Genomic DNA, 22,524 nt, shown 5'->3' on the forward strand with positions numbered 1-22,524 from the left:
GTTGAGAAGTCTTTGGCGTCCTCAGACTAACCCTCCACGGCGAAAATTACCACCTTTGGTTAGTTTTCCCTCCAGATGTAACCGGCGGAGAATCGAAAAACCACAGGTCATCCCGATTTCTGGCCCGAAATTGCCTTGCGGGAATCAACACGCCGAACCATCACAGAGAACCCCCGCCGATAGGACGCGGGCGCTGCCCCCACCTAGGCCCCAGACCTTCCTGCTAACTCACCTTCACTGGCCACGGCCCCGTTCAAGCGGCGCGCCGATTCTTCCCGGGCAAGCGCCAGCAGCGACTCCGCCGACAGAGGACGCTGCCGCATACTCGGCAACCGGGCGCCCTCAAGGAACTGCGGGGACGCCCCAGTCCGGTCATGAACTCACGAAGTACGCGCCGCCGCCTGGCCCGCCCGCGCGGTTTCAAACAGCGAGTTGGTCCTCCAATGACAAGGTCAGCGATTCGCCTTTCAGCGCCCAAAGTCGCGTGTTGCATCGACGTAGGACACATTCAGCGGTCGCGGGAGACTCATCCGGGCCGCAAATCGGAGATCATCGATTCATGCCAGCTGCCGCAATCCGCCCTGTCCCACAACGGTTCACGCACCGGCCGGAATCTGTCTCGGTCTCGGTGATCGCGTAACATCCCGACCTCGTTCGGGCAAGTTGCACAAAGTCGAGGTGCACGAGCTGCGGCGGCGAGTGCATGCCAGGCCCGAGTACCCCGCACTCGAGGCTGACGTGGCCCGAGCCGCGGCAGCTTTAGCCTCGATCCACCGATGAATTGCCTGTGTAGGTGGGTGTCGATATAAGGAAAGTGCCCCTTGAGCTGGGAGGATTGGTGTTCTCTACGCATCAATCAGGCCAGTTAAGAAAGGCACTTCCAGTGCAAGTGTCCCACGGGTTCGCTGCGTCGTCGGCGGTCTTCGATGAGGATCATCTCGTGTCGTGCGCCGGACTGGTGCCGGTGATGACACTGGCTGAGCAGACCGGCCTGCCGAATCTGTTGGCTGACAAGATCTTCATCCCCGCGCCGAAGATCAAATCCGGGTCAGCGAATCCGGCACCGAAGCTGGCCACGGTGATCGCCGGGATGTGCGCCGGCGCCGACAGCATTGATGACCTCAACATCGTCCGGGCCGGGGGCATGAAAACACTCTTCGGCGATGTGTACGCACCATCAACCATCGGAACCCTGTTGCGGGAGTTCACCTTCGGACACGCACGCCAACTCGAATCAGTCCTGCGCGAACACTTGGCCGCCCTCTGCCGGCGCGTTGAGTTGCTACCCGGATCCGACAGCGGTGTGTTCATCGACATCGACTCCCTGCTACGACCGGTCTACGGCCATGCCAAACAAGGCGCCTCCTACGGACACACCAAAATCGCTGGCAAGCAGGTCCTGCGCAAAGGACTCTCGCCGTTGGCGACCACGATCAGCACCCCCGGTGCGGCGCCGGTGATCGCCGGGATGCGGCTGCGGGCCGGCAAGACCGGCTCCGGTAAAGGAGCCGGTCGAATGGTCGCCCAGGCCATCACCACGGCCCGAGCGGCCGGGGTCACCGGCCAGATCCTGGTCCGCGGCGATTCGTCCTACGGCACCCGCGCCGTCGTCGGCGCCTGCCGACGCCATGGTGCGCAATTCTCGGTGGTCATGGGCCGCAACAGCGCGATCAACCGGGCCATCAACGCCATCGACGACGCGGCGTGGACACCGGTGAAATACCCGGGCGCGGTGCGTGATCCCGACACCGGAGAGTGGATCTCTGATGCCGAAGTCGCCGAAATCAGCTACACCGCATTCGCGGCCACCACAGACCGCTTCACCGCCCGACTGGTGGTACGTCGGGTCAAAGATGCGCGCTTCCGCGACGCCCTGTTCCCGGTCTGGCGGTATCACCCGTTCTTCACCAACACCGACCTACCAACCGCCGACGCCGACATCACCCACCGTCAACACGCGATCATCGAAACTGTCTTCGCCGACCTGATCGCCGGCCCCTTGGCCCACATGCCCTCCGGGCAATTCGGCGCCAACTCCGCGTGGGTGCTCTGCGGGGCCATCGCCCACAATCTGCTGCGCGCCGCCGGTGTGCTTGCCGGTGGAGCGCACGCAGTGGCCCGGGGAGCCACCTTGCGACGCACGATCATCACCGTCCCGGCACGGCTGGCCCGACCGCAACGCCGACCCATCCTGCACCTACCCAGCCACTGGCCCTGGACCGAGCACTGGCTCACCCTGTGGCGCAACACCATCGGCTACAGCCCACCCGCTACCGCAACCGTCTAACCGTCGCCGAACAGGCCCCACCGAAGCACACAGGAAAAGCTGGGCAGACCAGCGGCTACATCCTGCCCACCCCACAAACCGCCGTCAGAATCACCGTCGAACCACACCACTCAAGTCAGTCCACGGATTGAGGTTTAGAGGAAGCGCGACTCGCGCACCGCGCCGCCACCCTCCGCATCGGTGAACTCTGGGATGACGAATCGAGCCGCCTCAACGCCGAACGCAAAGGCGACGGCCAACGCAAGGGGCACAACACCTTCTGAGATACCTCCAGCTATCCCAAAAGGGCTCCCCGCCACACCGATGCCGTCATGCCCTTCGGCGGGAACGCCGCTAGGACGCTGCCCGGGCCGTCACGGAACGCCAACGCAGTCGAGGCAAATGGTGCTTGCCGCGGCGCGCGCGCATCGCCGGAAATCGACACCGCACCGCGAACACAGGCGCCGCGCAGCACTCTCCTGCTCAGCGACGTCATAGCTGACCACCGAGCCCGGAACCCGCACGGCCAGAGCCGCCGCCTGGCGCTGCCCCAGCTCCACAACGACGCATTCTCCTGCCGACGTCGTCCGTCTGATCGACTTGCTTGCACGGCGAGGTCGACCGACGATGTCGGTTACGGTCGCCAGCTGCTGTTGCGGCACCGGCACGCGGGCTTCTTTACTCACTGCCACCATGCTGTCCACGTGATCATCTGAGTCTGTTCACCGCTCATGTGCAGATCAAACCTCCGATTCGGAGCCATCTCATCGCACAGTAGTGGCTTCGCACTGCATCAATACGTCATGCGTCACAGACGATGACAGCGCAGGCGAATATTCACCGGAGAGCCCGCGGTTCAGCATTCGCCCGCAGCGCAGAGTCCACGCATCCAGCCGGCGCTACGCGGACGGCACGACCTGTGCCGCGGGCGCCCCATCACGCTGCCCCATGGGTTTCGGCGAGCGTCGGACCGACCTCACTGATGTGCGCCAACTCCTGTACCTCGGCCAGGGCTCGGCTTAGTGCGCGATCGAACAGTTCGACGATGTCGCGTCGATTGCAGGAGTCGTTGAAGTCCATCAGTGCGATGGTCGGATCGGGAAGAGCGCCGCGCACCATCTTCACCAACGCTGTGTGCGCAACGTCAGGATTTGAGTGACTTTCCCAGGCTTCACCGATGCACTGGTACACATCGCATTTCAGCGGATGCCATTGGTCGGCGACCATGTGGTGCGCACTGCGCAACACCTCTGCGTATGCGCGAGCACGGCGAAGGCGCGCATCGGGGTGTTCGGCCTTCGGCTCGGCGCCGCACGGCATTGGCGGCCGCAACTTCTTCTGCGCCTCGGCCTTCGCGTGAGCAATCAGGGTCTCCAGGTCGGCTACTGCCATTCCACGGGTGCAGCGCTGACTGGGTATGACAACGACATCATCAACGACGTCGACGATCCAGCCCCGAAAGCTGATCCGCTGCGCTTGTTTCCCGCCCGCCGCGACAGCTCGCGCCATTCTCAACCCGTCGACGGCGCGCGGCTTGCTCATCGGGCCTCCTCCCCATACGCGCTCGGCGACACCTCTGCCCTGTGGCCGGATGCGACGAGAACCGGAATGGTCGCGTACAGGTAGTGGCCCGAACCTTTGCGCTCAATACGATCGGCCAGTTGCCGGCACTGCTCGTCGGTGTCGACGTCCGGGCATGGCGACACAGCGCCGCGGATTCCACGGCGCCAGTCGATCACGCTGCCATTGGCGTCCAGCCGCCCGCACGCTGCGCCGCGCGCTGATGCGGGGTCTTCATATCGCGCCATGCCGTGGTCCCTCCGTTTGAAGATGCGAATCGCGCCCTGCTCCAGGGAGCCGATAGTCGGAGGCTAACGCCATCTAGGTGCTGCAATGGTTCGCGCGTCGTCGCCAGTTTTCCCTTGCAGGGCAATTGTGTCGATGACGGACCAGTCCGGGGATGCACCTTGATCGTCCTGCGGCATATGCCTGAGCCCAAGGCCGCCCTGGCGGCGAGCGGGCGCGGGCATGCCCGGCTAGGTCTGCCCACCGATGTCAGTGACACGGTTACGCCGCTGCTTAGCGACCGTATCGACTTGTCGGTGTCCCTCGGTAGCGTTCACCTCGGCGACAATGGAGGTAGCCCGATGACAATAAACGAGACGCTGCGGCCGCGCGACCTGCGCGCGTTGAGCGTGTTCCTGACCGCTGGCGCCGATCCAGATCGGCTGGCCCACTGGATGTTCCGCAACACCGAAAGTTCTGCTTCACTGGAGGATTTGACCTCTGCGGCTACACGCCTGGCCGCAGATGCGATGCCCAATCGAGTTGCGCTACAGAGTCGATGAATCGGCCTGGAGCCCGAATCGAATAGGCTCATGGCTCATGAACTACTCGGCTGATTCTGACCGATCCCTTCTCTCCTGGGCGTTGGTCCTGCAGAACCCGACGTCGAAGCCCAACGAGTTTCTCATCTATGCCCTGGGCGAGGACACCGACGAGAGCGCCATGAAGGTCGAAAGCGACCTCAAGGCAGCCGCGCCAGACGAATTCGTCTGCGTGCCAATTCGCTTCGCGAATTTGGCCGAGCCCACCAACGTCTACATTCAGCCGCACCGGTGGGGATTGTGGTGTGTCGTCCAGAAGGCAGTAGGGCCAGAGGAACTTTTTGGAGGCTCGACCTCCGCCTAACCGACAACCACGTGCATGTGGCTACACCTGACCGCGCGCTTGAATGCCCGACAGGTGAGCGACGATATCGGTCGGCAGTGTCCATAGGCCTAGAGCACCGCGGCATGGGATCGGCTCGTCGAGAAGCACGGCGTTCTCAAACACAAGATGTGTCACGTTGGGCCTGACACGTCCGCCGTGTTCGACGTAGGACGACTCTCCCCATGGCCGGCAGCATCCCGGGCCATCCGGATGACAATCGACAAGTTCTACTGTCCCCAGGATCGCCGACCGCGGCACTGTCCTTCCCTCAATGTCCACCCTTCCGCCGAAGGCGTCGCGCACCAGAGGACTATCCCACCCAGCCTGCGAGTCGTTGGCCGCCGCGTGAATGGCGATCTGGCCGCGATACCCCCAGAGCTGGCTGCGGTTTTCGATATCCTTCCCCCAGAAGATCGCCGACGCCCACGGTTGCCGCACCGTCAGTGCTTTCATCACGCTCACCTCGATTTCCGGGTACCGGAAGAGCCGCGCTGCGCGGCCAAGGGATACTCGTCCCAGGTTCGTCCGTCGAGCTGACGACCATTGGCCATGGTCGTTCGACCTCCGATCTGCTTGAAGTAGAAGGGAATCCCCTGCTCCACACAGCGGTCGCGAATATCGCGAGCCCACCCTAGGTCGAAGTGGCGGTGCTGGGGTCCACTCTCACCTCCAACAACCACCCAGTCGATACTGGTCAAGTCGAGGCTGGGCAGTGGGCCCAGCATCGGTTCGATCGATAGCCAACGCACAGCAGCCGGAGTAGAGCGAAGCAGGTCGGCCCTGTAGCTGTATTCGTCTGATTCGATCGTGGTTCCGACCCAGGTGTTCGGCAGTGGCCACGGCGGTGCCCACAGCGTGCCGCCGTCCTCGGTGCGCGATGTCGTCCATCCGCCACCGGTTGGTCGTTCGACGAGGTTCAGTCGCCACCGGCCTCGATGCGGCGCCATGTTGGCCATGATGTCGGTGGCCTCTTCGGCCACCGCTGCCACAAACTCGGGATCGTTGAGAATCCGCGCGAGCCGCTTGGGCCGTTTCGTCAGCACTTGGTAGTCATGGCGGCCAGTCAGCGCCTGCACAGCCCAGCTGCGCGCCAATGCTCGGCGCGGTACGCGGGGATGCCCGACGTCGCTCATCGAGTTCACGAAGACCCGTTTGGGAATACGCCAGCTGGTAGGGGCCAGCATTACCTCGTCGTGCACTGCCACACCGAACCCCGGGCCGCTCGTCCGCGGATCCCCATCACTTTGGTACTTCGGGTGTCCTTGTGTCTTAAGACGTTTGGCCATCACCATGGCATAGCAGAATTCGCATCCGCTGGACACAGCGTCGCATCCAGTCAGCCAGTTCCAAACCTCTTGCGTCCAGCTGATATTCGTTGCCGTCATCGGTTCCGCCGAACGATTGCCGCCGAAGCCGAACTCGCGACACGATGAGGCCACTGCATTGACAGCTTCCTCATACCCTGGCCATCCGACTCATGCCGGCACCCCTCCTGGGGACTGCACCGGTGCAGTCTCCACCAGATCCGGTACCGAGACAGCGCCGAACATCGCACGACGGATCGCCTCGTTGACCACGTGAGGGGCATCCTGCGGAAGCATGTGCCCGACGCCCGGTACATCAAGTCGCACTGCACCCGGGATCCCTGCGACCAGATCATCGGCATGCGCCGGCGGTGTCAGTTGATCCTCTTCACCGCTGATCACAATGGTCTGCGCCTCAATGGATCCCAACGCGGGTAGCAGATCCATATCCCGCAGGCTGCGCAGAAAGCCAGCGGCGGTCCGCATCGAGGTGCTCGCCAGCGCGGTGGCAGCCAGCTCGGCCAACGTCGCGTCGCGTTCGACGCCGCGGCTCGACCACCGCCCCAGAAGTGCACCCAGCGATCCCTTGAATGCGCGGGCGGCCGGCTCGGGCACTCGATCAGCGGCGTTGAGCAATGCACCAACACCCGGAGTCGAGAGCAGCCGGCCAATGCCTCGCTCGGCCAATCTGCCGGCCGCGCTGGCGACTAGTACCAGGCCATCAACCTTGACGGGCTGCTCGGAGATAGGCCGCTGAAGGTAGCGGATCGCCGCCATCCCTCCCATCGAATGTCCCACGAGCACCACGGTTCCCCGCACCTTGAGAAGGTGTAGAACGTGGGCGAGGTCGTCAGCAAGTTGGTCGATGGTGTAGGTGCACATGGGTGCTGATCCGGATTGGCCGTGGCCGCGCTGGTCGAACCGGATCGTGCGGGTTTCGACTCCGTATCGCCGCCGCACGTAGGCGGCCGGGCGTGCCAAGGAGTTGCGATCCAGACATAGCCCATGCAGGAACACCACGTTGTGTTCGGCGGATTCAGGCCCGGAGTCGCTAACTGCTAACCGCACCCCGTCGACCGTAACAATGTTGAGAGTTTTCTGGCGGTCCCGAACCGGGACGGTCAGGGTTGTGTCGAGCGTCATCGGTCGCCTTTCCCTGTGATGGTGAGTGGAGCTGTCAATCCGATTCATCCGATTCGGGCGTCTTGCGTTTTCCCCTCTACCAATGAGGGTTTCAGCGGCACCACCGGTCACGCCTGCGCACCGGGCCTGCTCTTCAGTCATGGCTTTGGCCGTTTGAGTCGCGGTCATATCGCCGTTTCCACAACGCGAGCGTCTGTTCTAGCGATTCATCCGTCAGCGATGCGCTCACATCGTTCGCCAGCACTCGCTCGGCGTGTACGCGCTGGGCAGATCGATTCCGTAGCGGTCGCACCCAGCGCACGTAGATCAGCGCGCCCACTGCGGCCGCCGCCACGATCGGCAACAAAAGAGCAACCAGTCTCAGTAGCAGTCCCAAGGCAACACCGAGCCCGACCGCAGTGAGGAGCCTCAACGGAAACGAGCCCCGACCGTTCAACATGGAGAGCACGCCGGAGATCAACCGGGCAATCATGGCAGTGGCCGCGGCTGAGCGGCACGCTGCACAAGGGCGCCGCAAGTCGATGGCTGTGCAGCCGATGCGAGGTGCGTCGCAGCTAGCTTTGGGCTCATCGCTACCTTCCTTCTCGCTTCACAGACGATGCGTCTTGTAACCATTGGAAGATTCGTTTCATCTCGCAGATTAGCGCCGTCTATCAGCGCACACGTCGCCTGCGTCACACTTTTATGCCCACAATTGGTGAGTTTTTCGATACTCATCGGGCCTCGCCGCGAGTCGCGGGCGCCTTTCAGCGCTCCAACCTCGCACGACGTCACTTCCCCGCGGCTGTGAGCTTCGACTCCGTGCACTTCTCGCCAAACTGTCGCGAGGCACGACGACAGGACCTGGCTATCGTTACCGCATGGGACATGATCAGACCGCGGTGATCGCGCAGCTGCGCGACGCCATCGGCGTGATCGAAGCCAAGGGCGACGGTGCACAGCCGACACAGCCGACACTGCCGGCGCGCTCGCAGCCGAAACCGCGGCGCGCCGAGCCGGTGGTGCTCAAAGGTTGGGATGTCCCCGACGGCGACGACTGGCGCGATCACGTCCCTGCCCGCTATGTAGACGGTGAGCACGCATTCGACCGTCGACTCATGGACGACCTGGCGGCCGTCGGTGTGCGCTGTTACAGCATCAACTACTTCAAGGCCACCACGGCGCCGCAGGCGATTCCAGTGTTCGTCGATTGGCTTACTCATCTGGAAGAGCGGATCCCGGGCGAGGAAACTCACCACCGCAACGTCATCCGCATCCGATTGATCTGGAATCTGCACGACCGCGCCGCCAAGGGCAAGCAGCAGGTAGTCGACTTGATGTTCGACCAGATCCACCACCAGCCACCGCTTTCCGGCAGAGTCGTCGACTCTGCCCTTTCCACACTGGCATTCGTGGCCACCGCCAAGCATTTCGACCAGATCAGCGCTCTCCTGGGTGAACTGCCCGACGCGCCGGGACGAAGTTGGTTGGTCGAATACCTGGGCAAGGTGAAGACCGACGAGGCTCGCGATTTGGCGGCCAGCTACCTCGACACGCCGTACACCTCGGCGGCCCTGCGGGCATTGATCCAAATGAAGGCCACTGGCGTTCGCGACCTTGTCGCACCGCATGTCGGCTCCGAGCACAAGGAGATCCGCAAGTACGCCCGACGCGCGATGGAGCGCTTGCCTTTCTGACCCCAGGAAGCACTACAAGGTGGCCGCCGGCGGCTGGGGAAATGTCATCACTGCTGGTCCCAGGGCCATACTCCTTCGGTTCAGGTGGCGATCACAGGTACGGCGCCGCGCCCGTTTGTCGATGCCCTGCTGTCGCCACAGGCCCCTACCCGCGCTCGCGTTCATAGCCGGGACGCCGTTCGATCGAGTTCAGTTGCCCTGGCATGCCGTCAGCGCTGCCTTCCTGTCGCCGGCGCTGATCGGCAGGTTGTATTTCACCGCAACAGCCACGTAGCGCACGGCATACGTGCATGGTTGATAGGTTGGCATCCATTCATCCAGGCCCGCATCTGATTTCGATCGGTTCGCGTTCTTTGACACCGCGATCAGCTCGTCGAAATCGTTGGCGAAGCTCTGCCGCTGCTCAGGCGACCATTGCCACGCGCCCGCATTCCACGCCCTTGAGAGTGCGTAAACATGGTCTATTTCAACGCTTTTCAGGTCTATCGCCTGGCCAGTATAGGGGTCCGGGTCGAGCGTGCCTGAGATCGGCTTGCAATTGCGGGTTCCGGGCTTGTATTCGACGTTGCGCAGGGATATCGAGATCAGCCTGCTTCTCGTGTCGCAGCCACTGTGATCGTTGCGGTCGTTCCACGCGGGCCCGAACACGCACCCCTTTCCCTTCTTGCACGATCGCTCATACCCGGGCACATCGTCGATGCGGTCAACGACGCGGGCTTGCGGGAGCAGCGTCGCCAGGTCAGCGTTGCGCGGTGCGGCGGTTGCGATCCCAGCCTCTCCTGCAGACCCTGAATGCAACCAGGTGCCCCCTGCGAACACTGCGGCCACCACCGCGGCTAGCGCTGCGCGCCGCATGGTCCTGGATCGTCTCACTGCTCATCACCTACTGCTGTTTGTCTCTGTTTGGTTATCCAGCACGGTATCTGGGAACTGCGGCATAGCCCTCTGCTGCGGCATGGCCAATATCGCCGACTCGGTTCCGGCCGATCCTGTGCTGCGCCACGGTGGGGTTCGACTACGAGGCCTGAGGCATCGGCACGGTCATGGCCAGCAGATGCGCGCGCGTCCTGCGCACATCGCCAAGCGCCCGATGGCCGCCGCCGTTGGGCAGCCATCGATCAGTTCTGGCGTGCGCTGAGCGCTGAACCATCACGTCGGCCCACTGATCGGCTGCACCAAGCCGCTCACATGCCAATCCATAGCGGGCACAGTCGGCTGCGATAACCGAGCGGTCATAGTTGGCGTTGTAGGCCAATGCGACCCGATCCCGAGTCACCCGCAGAAGGTCTGGGTACACCTGGGGCCAGGTCGGCACTCCGTCTGCCGCGACGTCACCATTGGTGATGCCGTGGATAGCGCTCGCTTCAGCTTCGATCGGCACACCAGGGTTGACCAGAGTATCGATCAACACCACACCGCTGGCCGCGTCGATCACCGAGATCTCACAGATAGCTCCACCCATGGATACGGTCTCGGTATCGATGATCACAGCAGCTCCGGGCGTAGTCATGCTGCGTGCGAACTCGACTGCAGCTGTGGCACGTTCGTTCACCGTCGCTTCGTCGGCCCGGGTCTCCCGCATATTCATAGGCCCATCCTCACACTGGGGTACGACAATTCCGGAGAACACGCGCATTTGACTATGAAAAATAGTCGTTCATCAGTCGACATGGTTTGTCCCCCAAGGTCTTAAGCATTCAGGCGCTAGCTGCCTCATTGTCCTCACAGTCGAATAGGCTGGCGAGGTACCGCTCGGTCGCAGCTCTCCATGGCCGGTTGCTGGCGGTGCCGAGCACGGCCGCGGCGGCCGGTGGTGCGACGACGTCGGCCAATTGGTGGAACTGGCGGGATCGGCTGCCGGTCCAGGGGTAGTCGCGGGGAAACCCTTGCAGACGCCCGACGTCGGCCGCGCTGAGTTGCTCTCCGGTGGACTCGCGAGTCCAGCTTCTCGCCTTTTCAGTTACGCACCATCCGGTTCCGTCAGCGGAGAACAGGTTTCCGCCTGTGGCGCGCCGGTTGCCGCGCGTCCGAATCTTCTCCCCTGAGGCCCAGCCCATCGCTTGCGCCATGGAGCGTTGGGGCAGCTTGACGCACGGTGGGAATGAGTCTGCGCGGCAGGTGGGTTCGTAGTAGTTGGCGACGAGGAATGTGCGCTTACGGCGCATCGGTAGGCCGAGATCTGCTGCGTCAAGGGTGAAGACGTCTACGCCTTCGAATCCGACGCTCATCAGCTCGGCAGCGATGTCTTCGAACATGAACACTGTGGAGTCGTTGGCCACTTGCTCGAAGGCAAGCCATTGCAGGTTGGGCAGGCCGAGCGCGAAGCGGATCGTCTGTGCGGCAAGTGCCGTACGCGGATCACTGGCGGCCGACAGTTCCTCTGCGATCTCTTCCCAGGAGCAGTCGCAGTCCTCGCTGCCGGCGTGGGTGATCACGTCCAGGACGATCTGGAGTTCGGCGATGCCTTGGCGCAAGCCACCATTTGAAAATGTGGGGCACGGAGTTGAGCAGATGAATCCTGTCACCTGGGGGTAGTCGAGGGGGTCGACAGTGACAATGTCGGCAACCATACGTCGGAACCCAGCGCCGGTCGCCGCCGCAGCGGCCAGTTCGTCGATCTCGATACCGAGGAGGGTGGAGTTGTCCATCCCGATGATGGCCGCCCCAACATCCCAGCCCCCAGGTCCGGCAAATGCATCGAGCACGGTGGGAGCTGGCGGCACGAAGTCGACGCCGCGATGCAAGCCCGGAAGGCTCACTTCTCACCGCCGGATGCGGCGCGCTTGCGCGCGGCGCGCTCGAAGGCTTCGAGGTCGAGCTCGGGCGCGGGAGCCAAGAACGCGGGCCGTGGCCGCCAGATGACGGGGATCCGGATAGGGATGGACACCGACGCGGTGATCCGGCCGCTTTCAATGCCGAACGCCACCGGCCCGATCTGCCAGCCCTTTCGCCCTAGCCGCTCCACCACCATCTTCATCGTGCGCCCTCTCATCCACTAGCGCCCGCTGGCGTCTAAGGCAGGATCATTTCGTGCTTGGCGGTTACGCTATACGCGTGGCAATTAATTAGCAAGCTGATTGTTGTGTCCTGCGCCGCTATCCCCACCCGTAATCGACTGCCCGGTCGCGGCATCCAATTCCCTTTGAGTCCAGTCAGATAACCACTGCTGGACCTCGCCGCGGGTTAGCCTCCAGCCGTCGATCGGCATCTGCGCGACGACGTCAGCCTTGAACTGCTGATACATATCGCGGCTGATCCGGTGCCCCTTATCGCAGAGGTTGCAGCGCACCGGTTCGGGACCATCGGCTATCGCATTGACGCACAGCACCATCCCGCTGCCCCGGCAGGTTCGGCATCGGGTTGTCTCACCGAGGGCGTGGATAAGCAGCGATCGCGCAAGATCGGCCGGCGCAGACCCGCAATATCCCCAGCTGAAACCGTCCGGGGAATGCAACTCGGCGTGCGGCAAAGGCCCGATGACGCCGTCGTCGTCCTCTATGACGACCAGTCTGGGGCCCGCCGGGTTGTCAGGCCCATATCCCCGGTAGACGACGTGTCCGGCCACCGCTGCTCTTCTCCTGTCCGGCATCCGATGGCAGCGGCTATCGCACCGCGAGGTCTTCGTCGCCGGGCACCAGCACCGTGCGTCCATCGTCGAGGAGGATCGACGCGGTCTGCGACACCGGATTGTCGATCACGGTCTGGCTGTCGACGACGGTCGCCTGATAGTCCACGAGGTAGTCGCCAGGCACCAAGTCGTGCGCAAGTTCTCGCCGCGGCTCCTGCTGTTCGGTCATACCTTGAAGCATGCACTGCCGCAAGACGCCAAACCGCGGTCGCGACATACCCAAATTCGGACGCAGAGCAGCCCTTTGGGCCAAATACCGCAAGCAGCATGGCGGCGGCCCGGCTAGTCGGCCGTTCGCGACGAGATCAGCGTGGGCCGGTGTCAAACTCCCGCCGTGCCCGCTCCCGACTGCAGCTCCGGGCTTCGCCTCTACGGTCGGCGCGCACGCAGTGCACGCGGGAGTTCATATCGAGAACACTCGGGCTCGGACGACCTGTAGGCAGTACACCCGCTGCGGTTGCGGGTAGTACAGCGGTGTGGAACCGGCCGGGCACCGGGCGGGAGCGCTGTTGTCCAGGCGGCGAATAACCTTGATGTCGGCGTGCCCGCCATCACAATCGGTCACTTCATAGACCGTTTCGGGGCTGTCGGCTCGAAAGCACTGCCCTTGTGTGAAATTCGGTACCAGACACCATGTCCGATCGTCCCCACTTCCTGTCGCGATGTAGCGGGAATCGCGCACTGGTCCGTCCGGGCAATGGTTGTTGGTGGAGATGTCGGCGAGAACCAGAGTGTTGGGCAGATCGCAGTCCACCGGCACAGGTCGACCCGGCTGGGTCAATGAGGCTCGAGTGAAGCAGTCCCCCGCCACAGGTTTGTGCAGGGGCTTGCCGGTCAGGCCGGCATAGCCAAGTTCACCGATCGTGAAGCCCACGAAGATAACTGCGCCGACTGCGGCAGCTGTGGTTCCGCGCAGCCGTTTCCGGGGCGGTGGGCCGTATGGCCAGTGGTCACCGTATCCCGGGAGCGGTGCGCCGGGGTAGGGCGCGATCGCCGGGTAGGGCAGCGGCGTCATCGCCGGGTAGGCGGCTGCCGGCGCTGGGGCAGCACCGGGCTGAGCTGGCGGACGGTTGCGGTCACGTTTGCGCAGCGCAAAGCCGATGATCAGCAATGCCAGACCGATAGTCGGTCCCAGAAGGTAGCCGGTGACTGCGAGGGAGTCCGGCATGTGCACGGTGGCCAGAAGAGTTCGCATGGGTTACGCCACGAACCTATGCGCCGCGGCGCAGGCCATAGGTCGGCGACCAGCAGCGGCGCCCGAGGCCTGGACTCCAGGGATGAGCCTGCGCAGCGCACTGCGGCCTGGCCAGAGCGCAGTCGCTCGACCTGTCCACATTCCATCCCCCTTGTCCCGATGAGCTAACCGTGCCACATCCTGACGGCTCGCGATGACACGAATATCTCAGAATGTTCGCCCGATACCGGCCGTCGCGGCCCACTGATTTCAACACGGGGATCCGTAGACACCGCCCGGGTGCTCCAACGCAACCGCCCGACGACTCAATGCCACCTAACGGCCACGTCCTTTAGGCCGATACAGGCCGCCCATCACGCACCAGCAGTGTCAGCGGTCGCTGCGGTACGAACTCGTCGATCTCGCCGTCGCCGTGAGGGGCTGCGGAGAGGCAACGCACTGACTCCGGCCGCCGCGCCCAGGGCAAGCCATCGGCGGCCGCTTCGTCACCAGCGCGCCGGTACACCTCGCCGCACCGGTCGATGACGATGTCTCCAGGCAACCAGACCGGCTCAACCGAGCTCGCAGCGGCGGTCGCCGCCACCGTCACTGTGTAGACGGTCTGAGCACTCAACCGCCGCCCTGAATCGGTATCAGGTCGATCGAACACCATGTACGACGGGATGACGACAAACCCCACTAAGCCGCCGCGATGGCATTTTGGCCAAAGTCGCTGACCAGGCCGCGGTGCGCGCGGCGAACCAAAATCGAACACCACCGTGCCGCCCAGGTCGGCCGCATTCTTTTCGATCATCTCGAAGGCGTTGCCGATCTCAACGGCACGCTCCAACTGCTCATGATCGCCGAAAGCCGTGTCTTCCCAGGCTTTGATTCCCGGGACCCCACACAGAGATCGAGTCAACTGCCCGACTCGCTCGGCGACGGACCGCACGCCGGGGAGGCCTTCACGGTCAACCAGGCCAACAACGTTGCGCTCAACGAGAGTGTTGAACTCACATGCCAACTCTGTGTGTGCCGCGATGTCGATCGCTGTCACGAGGCGCACCTGGGTGTTTTCGCGGCGCCCGCCGGCGGCACACTCAGCCCCCACTTCGGCGGGAACCAGGCCGGCACCGGGGCTGAATTTGGTTGGAATCTCTGTTTGATCCTGGTTCTCCCGCTGTAGCCGACGATCTCGGGATGCATCACCCGCGCGTACTTATCGACCTCACAGAACAGGTTCTGGCAGTCGATCAGTTGCAGTTTCCGGCCGAACAGGCCCCCGAACCGCAGCTTCAGCCGGGCGAAGTGTTCATCTTGGCTGCCCGCCATGTACTCGATGATGTCGCGTTCGTATCCCGCGCTATCTGGCCCGAAGCACTTGCGTATGCCGTCGCGGGCACCGGGCCCCGCGACGACGAATTCCATCTCGTCGAAGTCCAGCGCCGTGGAGTAGCCCAGATCGATGAGGAACTGAAATGCGAGGAAATCACCCAAACCTGGGTATCCACGCAGGATTTCAAACGCCTCCTGCATAGTGCCCGCACTGGTCAGCTTGTCAGCCACGTTGTCAGCCATCATGAAGTCCAGTAGCCGAAGATGATTTGTGTGCTTGCGCGCCGCCCCGAATCCTGCTGGCGAGGGCATGACGTATGCCGCCGAATACAACCGTTGGCCACTGCGGAACGCGTCGTCAAGCAGCCGGTCGTAGCGCCAGACATCGAACGTCTCCAGCCGCGGCACCCCCACCCCCGCGGTCAGCAGCTTCCACGTGTCGATTCTGTTGAACAGCTTGAACAGCAGAATTCTGAACACCAGTTCCTCAGGATCCTGCGCACCACTACCGTAGGCGACTTCGCCAATGACGAACTGGCTCACACGATCTGAGGCCCGAAAGCAATTGGTGAATCGATGCCGGTACAGAATCGGATCCGACGTCCACGGCCCGGGGCGGCCTGCCACCCGCGCCTCGTATACAGCTTGGCGGCGCGACGCGAACCGCCAATAAGTGTTGAACACTGGAGTGGTCTCGAACACGCGACCCCTGATTGTCACCCGGAGTGGAGTTGCCTCCGTCCGGGGCTCGGCGTCGTTTTCCTCGGCGCCGAGAATCAACTGGTCTGACAACGCGCAGCGCTCCATATTCAGCTCCTGTCAGGGTGGCCGGAGCCGGTGATGCGGCCACCAGCCCGGATCGAGCCGCTGCGCTGCCTTGGCGATCACATCAGGCACCCGAGCGGTCGAACCTACTGGCGCCAGATTAGTGCCTTCCATCTGCGCGGACGCCGACCGCGGCATCCCAATGTTCATGCCTTTGTGCGCCGAACATCGACTCGCCGTCTGCGCTCAATCCGGTCTGAACAGTCAGTCTTGCGACCCCACCGGACGGACGCATTTTCTGGGACTTACGGTGTCGTGCGATGACAACCGTGCCCGCGATCAGCACTGACTGCCTGGGGTGGGCGCAGGCGGCAGGCTATTCGTGCAGTGCAGACGAAGCTACCGGCACGACGATCCTGTATTCGGCAGGACCCGAGCCCACGCGCTACTACATCCGCCGCCGCGCCCGTGACCGGATCCAGCTCACCCAGGCCGATGACAGTGATGAGCGGACCATCCTGTTCGCCGTTGACACGATGGTGTTGGAGCGTCACTTGTACGGGATCCTCGGCGACGACATCCGCGACGACCTGTCGCTTCCTTATCTCGACCTCCCGTGGACCGAAGCCGACCTTGCCTCGGGCTTCCAGATCAGCGCGGCCGATTCCCGTGGGTATCGCACGCTCAGCGGTTCAGGCTGCGGTCCCGTGGCTGCCGCGCCGGATCCAACGATGGGCCTGCTGACCCTGGTGCCGTTGTCGCACTTCCTAGGCTTGAGCCCCAAGCAGCTCCGGCAGTCGTTTCTCAGCGAAAGCGGTGAGCCTCTGCTGCGGGCAGGCCGGTACACGAGCCGATGACAGCGGTCCGGACCAAGTCTCGCGGTGAGACTCCTCACCGCCCACAGTCACACAGCTCCGTTCTTCCCCAATGCACGGCGCAATGACCGCACATCTAGGTCGTGGCCTTTTGATGCGGTCTGGCCTGGGACGCTGCCCAAGTACGCCGGGAACGACAGCGACGTTTCCCCCATCGCCCGTTCATGCAGCCAGGTCGGGTGCCTCTCGTTGCGGAGATCGGGATCGAAGTCCTCCAGTTGCGTGAGGTAGTCCGGATATGACACCGATGCCGCAGTGTCATGCCGCCAGGGTTCGTACCACCCATTGCGGAAGTCCAATTCGAACCCAGCGAGATAGTCCAGGTAGGTTGGCAGCGAGCAGGTGGTGGCGCCGTCATTGAGCCAGACCCGATACCAGTCGCCGCGAAACGCTGGGTCGAACTCCGCGAGCTTGGTCAGGTAGTCCGGGTACGACAGGGTCTTCGCGCTGTCGTTGCGCCAGGTCTCGTACCAGCCGTTACGGAAGTCCAGGTCGAAACCAGTCAGCTTGGTCAGATAGTCAGGGAACGACAGCGAGTTTGCTGCGTCGTGCAGCCACGCGGGATACCAACCCTGACTGAACGGAGCGTCGAACGTGTCGATACGCGCTACGTACACATCGATGCGCATCGAATTGAAGGGGTCTTCGCGCCACACGGTTTCCCAGCTCACTCCGACATCATCACCCGGCGCAGTGCCGTGACGGCCGATGCCGCACTCAAAACCTCGCCTCAACAGGGCCTAGATCGTCCGGCAGGGCACCGTCCTGCGGCGATGACAGTGCCCTGCACCTGTTTTCACGATGGGATGGCAGAGCTCATCACCGCGACCGTGAATCGGCTCTGTCGAAACTCCCTGTTACGCGACCAGCCGAATGGGCCCATTCGGCCTCTACGCTCAGACAGTGCGCTGGCCCAAATCTGCAGGACGCGATCGTCGCTCCAATCCCCTCATCGGCATCGACTGGCCGTTCCGTGACCGCGATGTCATGGATGCGTTAGCCGCTGCCCCCTCTGGTTTCGTGGATGACTCGATGCTGCCGGCGTCGCTGGCGATACGCCGGATACACCGCAACCAGATCGGCACCCCGATCCGCCGGCGCGGCGTCACCGCTCTGATCACCACGGCGATCGTGCTGTGGTTGGCTGTCGGCGCGGCCGCAGCCGTCGCATGCCTGACCCACCCCGCCCCGGCGTGGGTGATCCTGCTCCCAACCGCCGGCGTGTGTATCGCTGGGCTCGTGTGGGCCGGGCGCCCCTGGTATCGCCGCGCCGACTCCGAGCATTTGCGTCACGCCGCCGTCGAATGGCCGACCAAGCGCAGCGACTTGCAGCGGTACCCGAATTCCGACGTGCTCGAAGCCGAATGGGACACCCGATTCGGCCACGCCGGCCCGGCTCACCGCGGTGCCGCAGCGTTGGTGTGGTGCGAACCGAATCTTGTCGCCATCGCCCAGCTGGCCGCCAACGCCATCCGTTCAAGCGAGGTGTGGTCCATGCGACTGCTCGATGAGCACAACGCACGAGTGGACCTCGATGCCATCCTGCGCGAAGTTACCGTCCAGGCGCACCGGATGTGGCGCCACCACACTGACACTCATCTCGACCTCGGCCCGATCGACGAAGATGTGTGGAACCAACTGGTGTCGATAATCGACAGCCTCACGGACTACCAACGAGCATTGACCGGTCACATCGACCATCTGCTGAGCAACCGTGAGATCATTCGCAACCTGAGCGCTGACGATCCTGCTGAAATGGCGAGCGCTGCACTGGGTTTGGCCGCTGTCCCCCGAAGCCGCGGCGCCTTGGCCGCCATGGTCGAAAAGGAACTGTTGACCGAGATCGACCTGCTTGTGGTCATGGTGAGCAACAGCGCTTTCCCGGTTGCTTCATACCGCAGCTGAGCTGCTGCTCGTGGATCCGTCAGCACCGGTGCACAAACCCGTGCGGTGGTTCATTGCGGCCGCCGCGCTGTGCGGCATCGCCCTGACGACGCTGGAGATCGCCGGCCGCCGAGACACGCGCTGGACCGACACGACTATCGCCCACCACTGCATTTATCCGGAGCCGCTGCCCGACAACCAAATACTCGGCGTAGCCACCGCCGTGGCCGTTGTCGCCGCGCTTCTGTGTTTCCTTGTGGGAGTGTGGTTGGTGGTCAGGTCACCGCGCCGCTGGTGGCTGAAAGCAAGTGCCGTGGTTGCCGTCTTCATCGCCTCCCCAGCGGCCACCTTCATCCTGCTCATGGGGCTTCTTCACAGCGAGGCACCGACACCGCCCAGCCACGGAATCGACGGCAGCGGGCTACCGTGCCCGTTTGAATGAGCGCCTCACGTGTCCCACTTACTGATCTGCTGTCAGGCCGGCGCTCGTGTGATCGCTGGCCACGCGCGGACGTGTGTTGTTCCTGCCGTCAGATCCGTCTGACAGCACCGCGGCGAGTTCGGTCACTTTGCGCAGGTAGGCAGAACTCACAAGATCAAGGTCGATTTCGGTGGTGGTGGAGATGTGCTTGTCCCAGGGCAGCACGATGACTCTCCCTGTTCCAAGATGCCGTTCGAGTCGGTCAACGAGGCGCCCAGAGGAGATGCCTGGCCGACCGGGCGCAGCGTGGTTGATCACCACGATGGCCCGCAACAACAACTCTTGATATCCGTTGCGGCCCAACCAGTCCATGGCAATGGCGGTCTGTTTGACCCCTTCCGCTGTTGGGCTCGTCACCAAGACCAGAGACGTTGCCGACCTCAGCACCCCGCGGGCCGCCTCATGAAATAGCCCGTGCCCGCCGTCGGCAAGAACGAGGTTGAAGTAGCGCGACACAAGACTCAGAGCTCGCTGCCAGTCCCCGTCGTTGAACGCCCTATCCGCCCTGCTGTAATCCTGAGATGACAGGACTTGAAGATTCGCCCGGTTCATATGCGTAAACGCCCGAACGTGGTTGTAGCGTTCGATCTCAGCCTCGGCGGCTAAGAGATCGGCGATGCTCGACGCAGATTCCCGACCGCAGCGATCGACGAGGTTTCCGCAATCGGGGTCGGCATCAACGGCGAGGACCAGGTCCCCGCGAACCTTGCCGAGAACTGATCCGAGAGTGGCTGTCAGCGCAGTCTTCCCGACACCCCCTTTGAGCCCGAGGACAGCGATGACACCAGTTTCGCAGGGGTCGCGCCGGATCCGCCGGTGCAGTTCCTGCTCGTAGAGTTCGTCTTTCGACATGCCAACATTGACCCGGGCAGTCCGGTAGAGCCAGCGCCGCCACCCTCGTCGGGAATGCGACCGTGCCACGTGCCCAGGGCGGCCGCCGCGCGCTGTGCCCTTGCTGACAGCTGCGGCCACGCTCTTCGCCGCCAGAGGCGTCACCGAGTCATGCGCTTCCCACGCCGGGTGGGATCCGGCCGGCGCCGGCGGCCCCGGCAGCACCCCACCGGGTGCCAGCGGACCGGGTGGCGTCGTGCTCCAGCCTGCTGGAGCGGAAAAGGTTGGCGGCGGCGGGGGAAGCTGGGCAAGAGGAGTTCCCCCAGGCGGAGTGATCGGGGTACGCACTGTGGGCTCGTCGTCCTGTCTGAGTGGTACCGCAGTAGCCGCAAAGCCGCCGTTTGGGGCTGGGTGCGAGTTGTGGATGGCGTGATTGTCGTCGTGGTTGTCCGACATCCGGGGCGCGCCTTTCAGTGGCTGACTCAAACGGGGGTCTGAGCATCTCATCATCTCGGGGCCGACCAGAACAGCCCGCGGGCCAGAAGCTGCCTCACTAGTGGCTCGATCGATCGCCGATTTGGTCTTCGGTTCCGTCCCGATTGTGGGCCCACTCCTCCGCCGCCGCGACACCTGTGTCTCGGTGAGCTCATCAAAAATTGCATGTGCCGCAACCCCCGGCCGACCCATTTCTGGCGGCTACGCTTCAAGATGTGTCGCCGCGCGGCGACCTGAATCTCGACATATCGGCATGGTCGCCCACATCGCCCTTGCCATCCAGATCGAGACAAGTCCCCCAGGGTCCCCGTGCACCCCTTTAGCCTCGATCCACCGATGAATTGCCTGTGTAGGTGGGTGTCGATATAAGGAAAGTGCCCCTTGAGCTGGGAGGATTGGTGTTCTCTACGCATCAATCAGGCCAGTTAAGAAAGGCACTTCCAGTGCAAGTGTCCCACGGGTTCGCTGCGTCGTCGGCGGTCTTCGATGAGGATCATCTCGTGTCGTGCGCCGGACTGGTGCCGGTGATGACACTGGCTGAGCAGACCGGCCTGCCGAATCTGTTGGCTGACAAGATCTTCATCCCCGCGCCGAAGATCAAATCCGGGTCAGCGAATCCGGCACCGAAGCTGGCCACGGTGATCGCCGGGATGTGCGCCGGCGCCGACAGCATTGATGACCTCAACATCGTCCGGGCCGGGGGCATGAAAACACTCTTCGGCGATGTGTACGCACCATCAACCATCGGAACCCTGTTGCGGGAGTTCACCTTCGGACACGCACGCCAACTCGAATCAGTCCTGCGCGAACACTTGGCCGCCCTCTGCCGGCGCGTTGAGTTGCTACCCGGATCCGACAGCGGTGTGTTCATCGACATCGACTCCCTGCTACGACCGGTCTACGGCCATGCCAAACAAGGCGCCTCCTACGGACACACCAAAATCGCTGGCAAGCAGGTCCTGCGCAAAGGACTCTCGCCGTTGGCGACCACGATCAGCACCCCCGGTGCGGCGCCGGTGATCGCCGGGATGCGGCTGCGGGCCGGCAAGACCGGCTCCGGTAAAGGAGCCGGTCGAATGGTCGCCCAGGCCATCACCACGGCCCGAGCGGCCGGGGTCACCGGCCAGATCCTGGTCCGCGGCGATTCGTCCTACGGCACCCGCGCCGTCGTCGGCGCCTGCCGACGCCATGGTGCGCAATTCTCGGTGGTCATGGGCCGCAACAGCGCGATCAACCGGGCCATCAACGCCATCGACGACGCGGCGTGGACACCGGTGAAATACCCGGGCGCGGTGCGTGATCCCGACACCGGAGAGTGGATCTCTGATGCCGAAGTCGCCGAAATCAGCTACACCGCATTCGCGGCCACCACAGACCGCTTCACCGCCCGACTGGTGGTACGTCGGGTCAAAGATGCGCGCTTCCGCGACGCCCTGTTCCCGGTCTGGCGGTATCACCCGTTCTTCACCAACACCGACCTACCAACCGCCGACGCCGACATCACCCACCGTCAACACGCGATCATCGAAACTGTCTTCGCCGACCTGATCGCCGGCCCCTTGGCCCACATGCCCTCCGGGCAATTCGGCGCCAACTCCGCGTGGGTGCTCTGCGGGGCCATCGCCCACAATCTGCTGCGCGCCGCCGGTGTGCTTGCCGGTGGAGCGCACGCAGTGGCCCGGGGAGCCACCTTGCGACGCACGATCATCACCGTCCCGGCACGGCTGGCCCGACCGCAACGCCGACCCATCCTGCACCTACCCAGCCACTGGCCCTGGACCGAGCACTGGCTCACCCTGTGGCGCAACACCATCGGCTACAGCCCACCCGCTACCGCAACCGTCTAACCGTCGCCGAACAGGCCCCACCGAAGCACACAGGAAAAGCTGGGCAGACCAGCGGCTACATCCTGCCCACCCCACAAACCGCCGTCAGAATCACCGTCGAACCACACC

General features: G+C 63.6%; 26 protein-coding genes. 8 read left to right on the plus strand and 18 right to left on the minus strand.

Going from position 1 to position 22,524, the window contains the following annotated elements:
* Positions 1-883: 883 nt before the first annotated feature.
* Positions 884-2,287 (plus strand): IS1380 family transposase, encoded by a 1,404-nt coding sequence (locus ACNQVK_RS00240; RefSeq protein ID WP_011768002.1) that lies wholly within the window; start codon positions 884-886, stop codon positions 2,285-2,287.
* Between the two features lie 353 nt (positions 2,288-2,640).
* Here the strand turns inward: ACNQVK_RS00240 and ACNQVK_RS00245 are convergent, their stop codons facing one another.
* From ACNQVK_RS00245 to ACNQVK_RS00255, 3 genes are all read right to left on the minus strand, one after another.
* The gene (locus ACNQVK_RS00245) at positions 2,641-2,970 is read right to left on the minus strand and encodes a hypothetical protein (protein WP_418028092.1); all 330 of its coding nucleotides are present in this window, start codon (positions 2,968-2,970) and stop codon (positions 2,641-2,643) included.
* 232 nt (positions 2,971-3,202) lie between these two features.
* Positions 3,203-3,808 (minus strand): hypothetical protein, encoded by a 606-nt coding sequence (locus ACNQVK_RS00250; protein WP_418028093.1) that lies wholly within the window; start codon positions 3,806-3,808, stop codon positions 3,203-3,205.
* Positions 3,805-4,074: a hypothetical protein gene (locus ACNQVK_RS00255; protein ID WP_418028094.1), complete on the minus strand. Its 270-nt coding sequence runs from the start codon at positions 4,072-4,074 to the stop codon at positions 3,805-3,807. The genes ACNQVK_RS00250 and ACNQVK_RS00255 overlap by 4 nt, the downstream gene beginning before the upstream one ends.
* Before the next feature lie 159 nt (positions 4,075-4,233).
* Here ACNQVK_RS00255 and ACNQVK_RS00260 point away from each other — a divergent pair, with 159 nt between their 5' ends.
* A complete protein-coding gene (locus tag ACNQVK_RS00260) occupies positions 4,234-4,614 on the plus strand; it encodes a hypothetical protein (protein ID WP_418028095.1) in 381 nt (126 codons plus the stop codon).
* 37 nt (positions 4,615-4,651) lie between these two features.
* On the plus strand, positions 4,652-4,957 hold the full coding sequence (locus tag ACNQVK_RS00265) for a hypothetical protein (protein WP_418028096.1): 306 nt from the start codon (positions 4,652-4,654) through the stop codon (positions 4,955-4,957).
* A 21-nt stretch (positions 4,958-4,978) separates the two neighbouring features.
* Here the strand turns inward: ACNQVK_RS00265 and ACNQVK_RS00270 are convergent, their stop codons facing one another.
* The 4 genes from ACNQVK_RS00270 to ACNQVK_RS00285 all read right to left on the minus strand — a co-directional run bounded on the left by ACNQVK_RS00270 (position 4,979) and on the right by ACNQVK_RS00285 (position 7,885).
* Complete coding sequence (locus ACNQVK_RS00270; protein ID WP_418028097.1) at positions 4,979-5,431, minus strand: hypothetical protein; 453 nt, start codon at positions 5,429-5,431, stop codon at positions 4,979-4,981.
* Between the two features lie 5 nt (positions 5,432-5,436).
* Positions 5,437-6,363, minus strand: a complete 927-nt coding sequence (locus ACNQVK_RS00275) for a phage Gp37/Gp68 family protein (RefSeq protein ID WP_418028098.1) — start codon at positions 6,361-6,363, stop codon at positions 5,437-5,439.
* Between the two features lie 90 nt (positions 6,364-6,453).
* A complete protein-coding gene (locus tag ACNQVK_RS00280; protein ID WP_418028099.1) occupies positions 6,454-7,350 on the minus strand; it encodes an alpha/beta fold hydrolase in 897 nt (298 codons plus the stop codon).
* Positions 7,351-7,558: 208 nt separating this feature from the next.
* The gene (locus ACNQVK_RS00285) at positions 7,559-7,885 is read right to left on the minus strand and encodes a hypothetical protein (protein ID WP_418028100.1); all 327 of its coding nucleotides are present in this window, start codon (positions 7,883-7,885) and stop codon (positions 7,559-7,561) included.
* Between the two features lie 400 nt (positions 7,886-8,285).
* Here ACNQVK_RS00285 and ACNQVK_RS00290 point away from each other — a divergent pair, with 400 nt between their 5' ends.
* The gene (locus ACNQVK_RS00290) at positions 8,286-9,101 is read left to right on the plus strand and encodes a HEAT repeat domain-containing protein (protein ID WP_418028101.1); all 816 of its coding nucleotides are present in this window, start codon (positions 8,286-8,288) and stop codon (positions 9,099-9,101) included.
* 189 nt (positions 9,102-9,290) lie between these two features.
* Here the strand turns inward: ACNQVK_RS00290 and ACNQVK_RS00295 are convergent, their stop codons facing one another.
* The 9 genes from ACNQVK_RS00295 to ACNQVK_RS00335 all read right to left on the minus strand — a co-directional run bounded on the left by ACNQVK_RS00295 (position 9,291) and on the right by ACNQVK_RS00335 (position 16,045).
* On the minus strand, positions 9,291-9,956 hold the full coding sequence (locus ACNQVK_RS00295) for an HNH endonuclease family protein (RefSeq protein ID WP_418028102.1): 666 nt from the start codon (positions 9,954-9,956) through the stop codon (positions 9,291-9,293).
* A 160-nt stretch (positions 9,957-10,116) separates the two neighbouring features.
* Positions 10,117-10,689, minus strand: coding sequence for a 3'-5' exonuclease (locus ACNQVK_RS00300; protein ID WP_418028103.1), 573 nt, complete (start codon positions 10,687-10,689; stop codon positions 10,117-10,119).
* A 109-nt stretch (positions 10,690-10,798) separates the two neighbouring features.
* Entirely contained in the window at positions 10,799-11,860 is a 1,062-nt protein-coding gene (locus tag ACNQVK_RS00305) for a DNA cytosine methyltransferase (RefSeq protein WP_418028104.1), read from the minus strand.
* Positions 11,857-12,078 carry a hypothetical protein gene (locus tag ACNQVK_RS00310; protein ID WP_418028105.1) on the minus strand — a complete coding sequence of 74 codons (222 nt, stop codon included), beginning with the start codon at positions 12,076-12,078 and terminating at the stop codon, positions 11,857-11,859. Before ACNQVK_RS00310 ends, ACNQVK_RS00305 begins: the two co-directional genes overlap by 4 nt.
* Before the next feature lie 84 nt (positions 12,079-12,162).
* Positions 12,163-12,666 carry a DUF6166 domain-containing protein gene (locus ACNQVK_RS00315; protein ID WP_418028106.1) on the minus strand — a complete coding sequence of 168 codons (504 nt, stop codon included), beginning with the start codon at positions 12,664-12,666 and terminating at the stop codon, positions 12,163-12,165.
* Between the two features lie 37 nt (positions 12,667-12,703).
* Positions 12,704-12,898, minus strand: a complete 195-nt coding sequence (locus ACNQVK_RS00320; RefSeq protein ID WP_418028107.1) for a hypothetical protein — start codon at positions 12,896-12,898, stop codon at positions 12,704-12,706.
* 234 nt (positions 12,899-13,132) lie between these two features.
* The gene (locus tag ACNQVK_RS00325; RefSeq protein ID WP_418028108.1) at positions 13,133-13,924 is read right to left on the minus strand and encodes an LppU/SCO3897 family protein; all 792 of its coding nucleotides are present in this window, start codon (positions 13,922-13,924) and stop codon (positions 13,133-13,135) included.
* Positions 13,925-14,255: 331 nt separating this feature from the next.
* A complete protein-coding gene (locus tag ACNQVK_RS00330; RefSeq protein ID WP_418028109.1) occupies positions 14,256-14,960 on the minus strand; it encodes a hypothetical protein in 705 nt (234 codons plus the stop codon).
* Positions 14,957-16,045 (minus strand): nucleotide kinase domain-containing protein, encoded by a 1,089-nt coding sequence (locus ACNQVK_RS00335; RefSeq protein ID WP_418028110.1) that lies wholly within the window; start codon positions 16,043-16,045, stop codon positions 14,957-14,959. Before ACNQVK_RS00335 ends, ACNQVK_RS00330 begins: the two co-directional genes overlap by 4 nt.
* 278 nt (positions 16,046-16,323) lie before the next feature.
* On the opposite strand from ACNQVK_RS00335, the gene ACNQVK_RS00340 reads away from it, so the two are divergent.
* Positions 16,324-16,860, plus strand: coding sequence for an Imm61 family immunity protein (locus ACNQVK_RS00340; RefSeq protein ID WP_418028111.1), 537 nt, complete (start codon positions 16,324-16,326; stop codon positions 16,858-16,860).
* Positions 16,861-16,907: 47 nt separating this feature from the next.
* Here the strand turns inward: ACNQVK_RS00340 and ACNQVK_RS00345 are convergent, their stop codons facing one another.
* Positions 16,908-17,534, minus strand: coding sequence for a hypothetical protein (locus ACNQVK_RS00345; protein WP_418028112.1), 627 nt, complete (start codon positions 17,532-17,534; stop codon positions 16,908-16,910).
* A 247-nt stretch (positions 17,535-17,781) separates the two neighbouring features.
* On the opposite strand from ACNQVK_RS00345, the gene ACNQVK_RS00350 reads away from it, so the two are divergent.
* The gene (locus ACNQVK_RS00350) at positions 17,782-18,783 is read left to right on the plus strand and encodes a hypothetical protein (protein ID WP_418028113.1); all 1,002 of its coding nucleotides are present in this window, start codon (positions 17,782-17,784) and stop codon (positions 18,781-18,783) included.
* A 10-nt stretch (positions 18,784-18,793) separates the two neighbouring features.
* Complete coding sequence (locus tag ACNQVK_RS00355; RefSeq protein ID WP_418028114.1) at positions 18,794-19,204, plus strand: hypothetical protein; 411 nt, start codon at positions 18,794-18,796, stop codon at positions 19,202-19,204.
* 18 nt (positions 19,205-19,222) lie between these two features.
* On the opposite strand, the gene ACNQVK_RS00360 is transcribed toward ACNQVK_RS00355, so the two are convergent.
* Positions 19,223-20,095 (minus strand): MinD/ParA family ATP-binding protein, encoded by an 873-nt coding sequence (locus tag ACNQVK_RS00360; RefSeq protein ID WP_418028115.1) that lies wholly within the window; start codon positions 20,093-20,095, stop codon positions 19,223-19,225.
* A 917-nt stretch (positions 20,096-21,012) separates the two neighbouring features.
* On the opposite strand from ACNQVK_RS00360, the gene ACNQVK_RS00365 reads away from it, so the two are divergent.
* On the plus strand, positions 21,013-22,416 hold the full coding sequence (locus ACNQVK_RS00365) for an IS1380 family transposase (protein WP_011768002.1): 1,404 nt from the start codon (positions 21,013-21,015) through the stop codon (positions 22,414-22,416).
* The last annotated feature ends 108 nt before the right edge of the window (positions 22,417-22,524 follow it).

This window comes from Mycobacterium sp. 134, assembly GCF_048282715.1.
GTDB classification, from domain to species: Bacteria; Actinomycetota; Actinomycetes; order Mycobacteriales; family Mycobacteriaceae; genus Mycobacterium; species Mycobacterium septicum.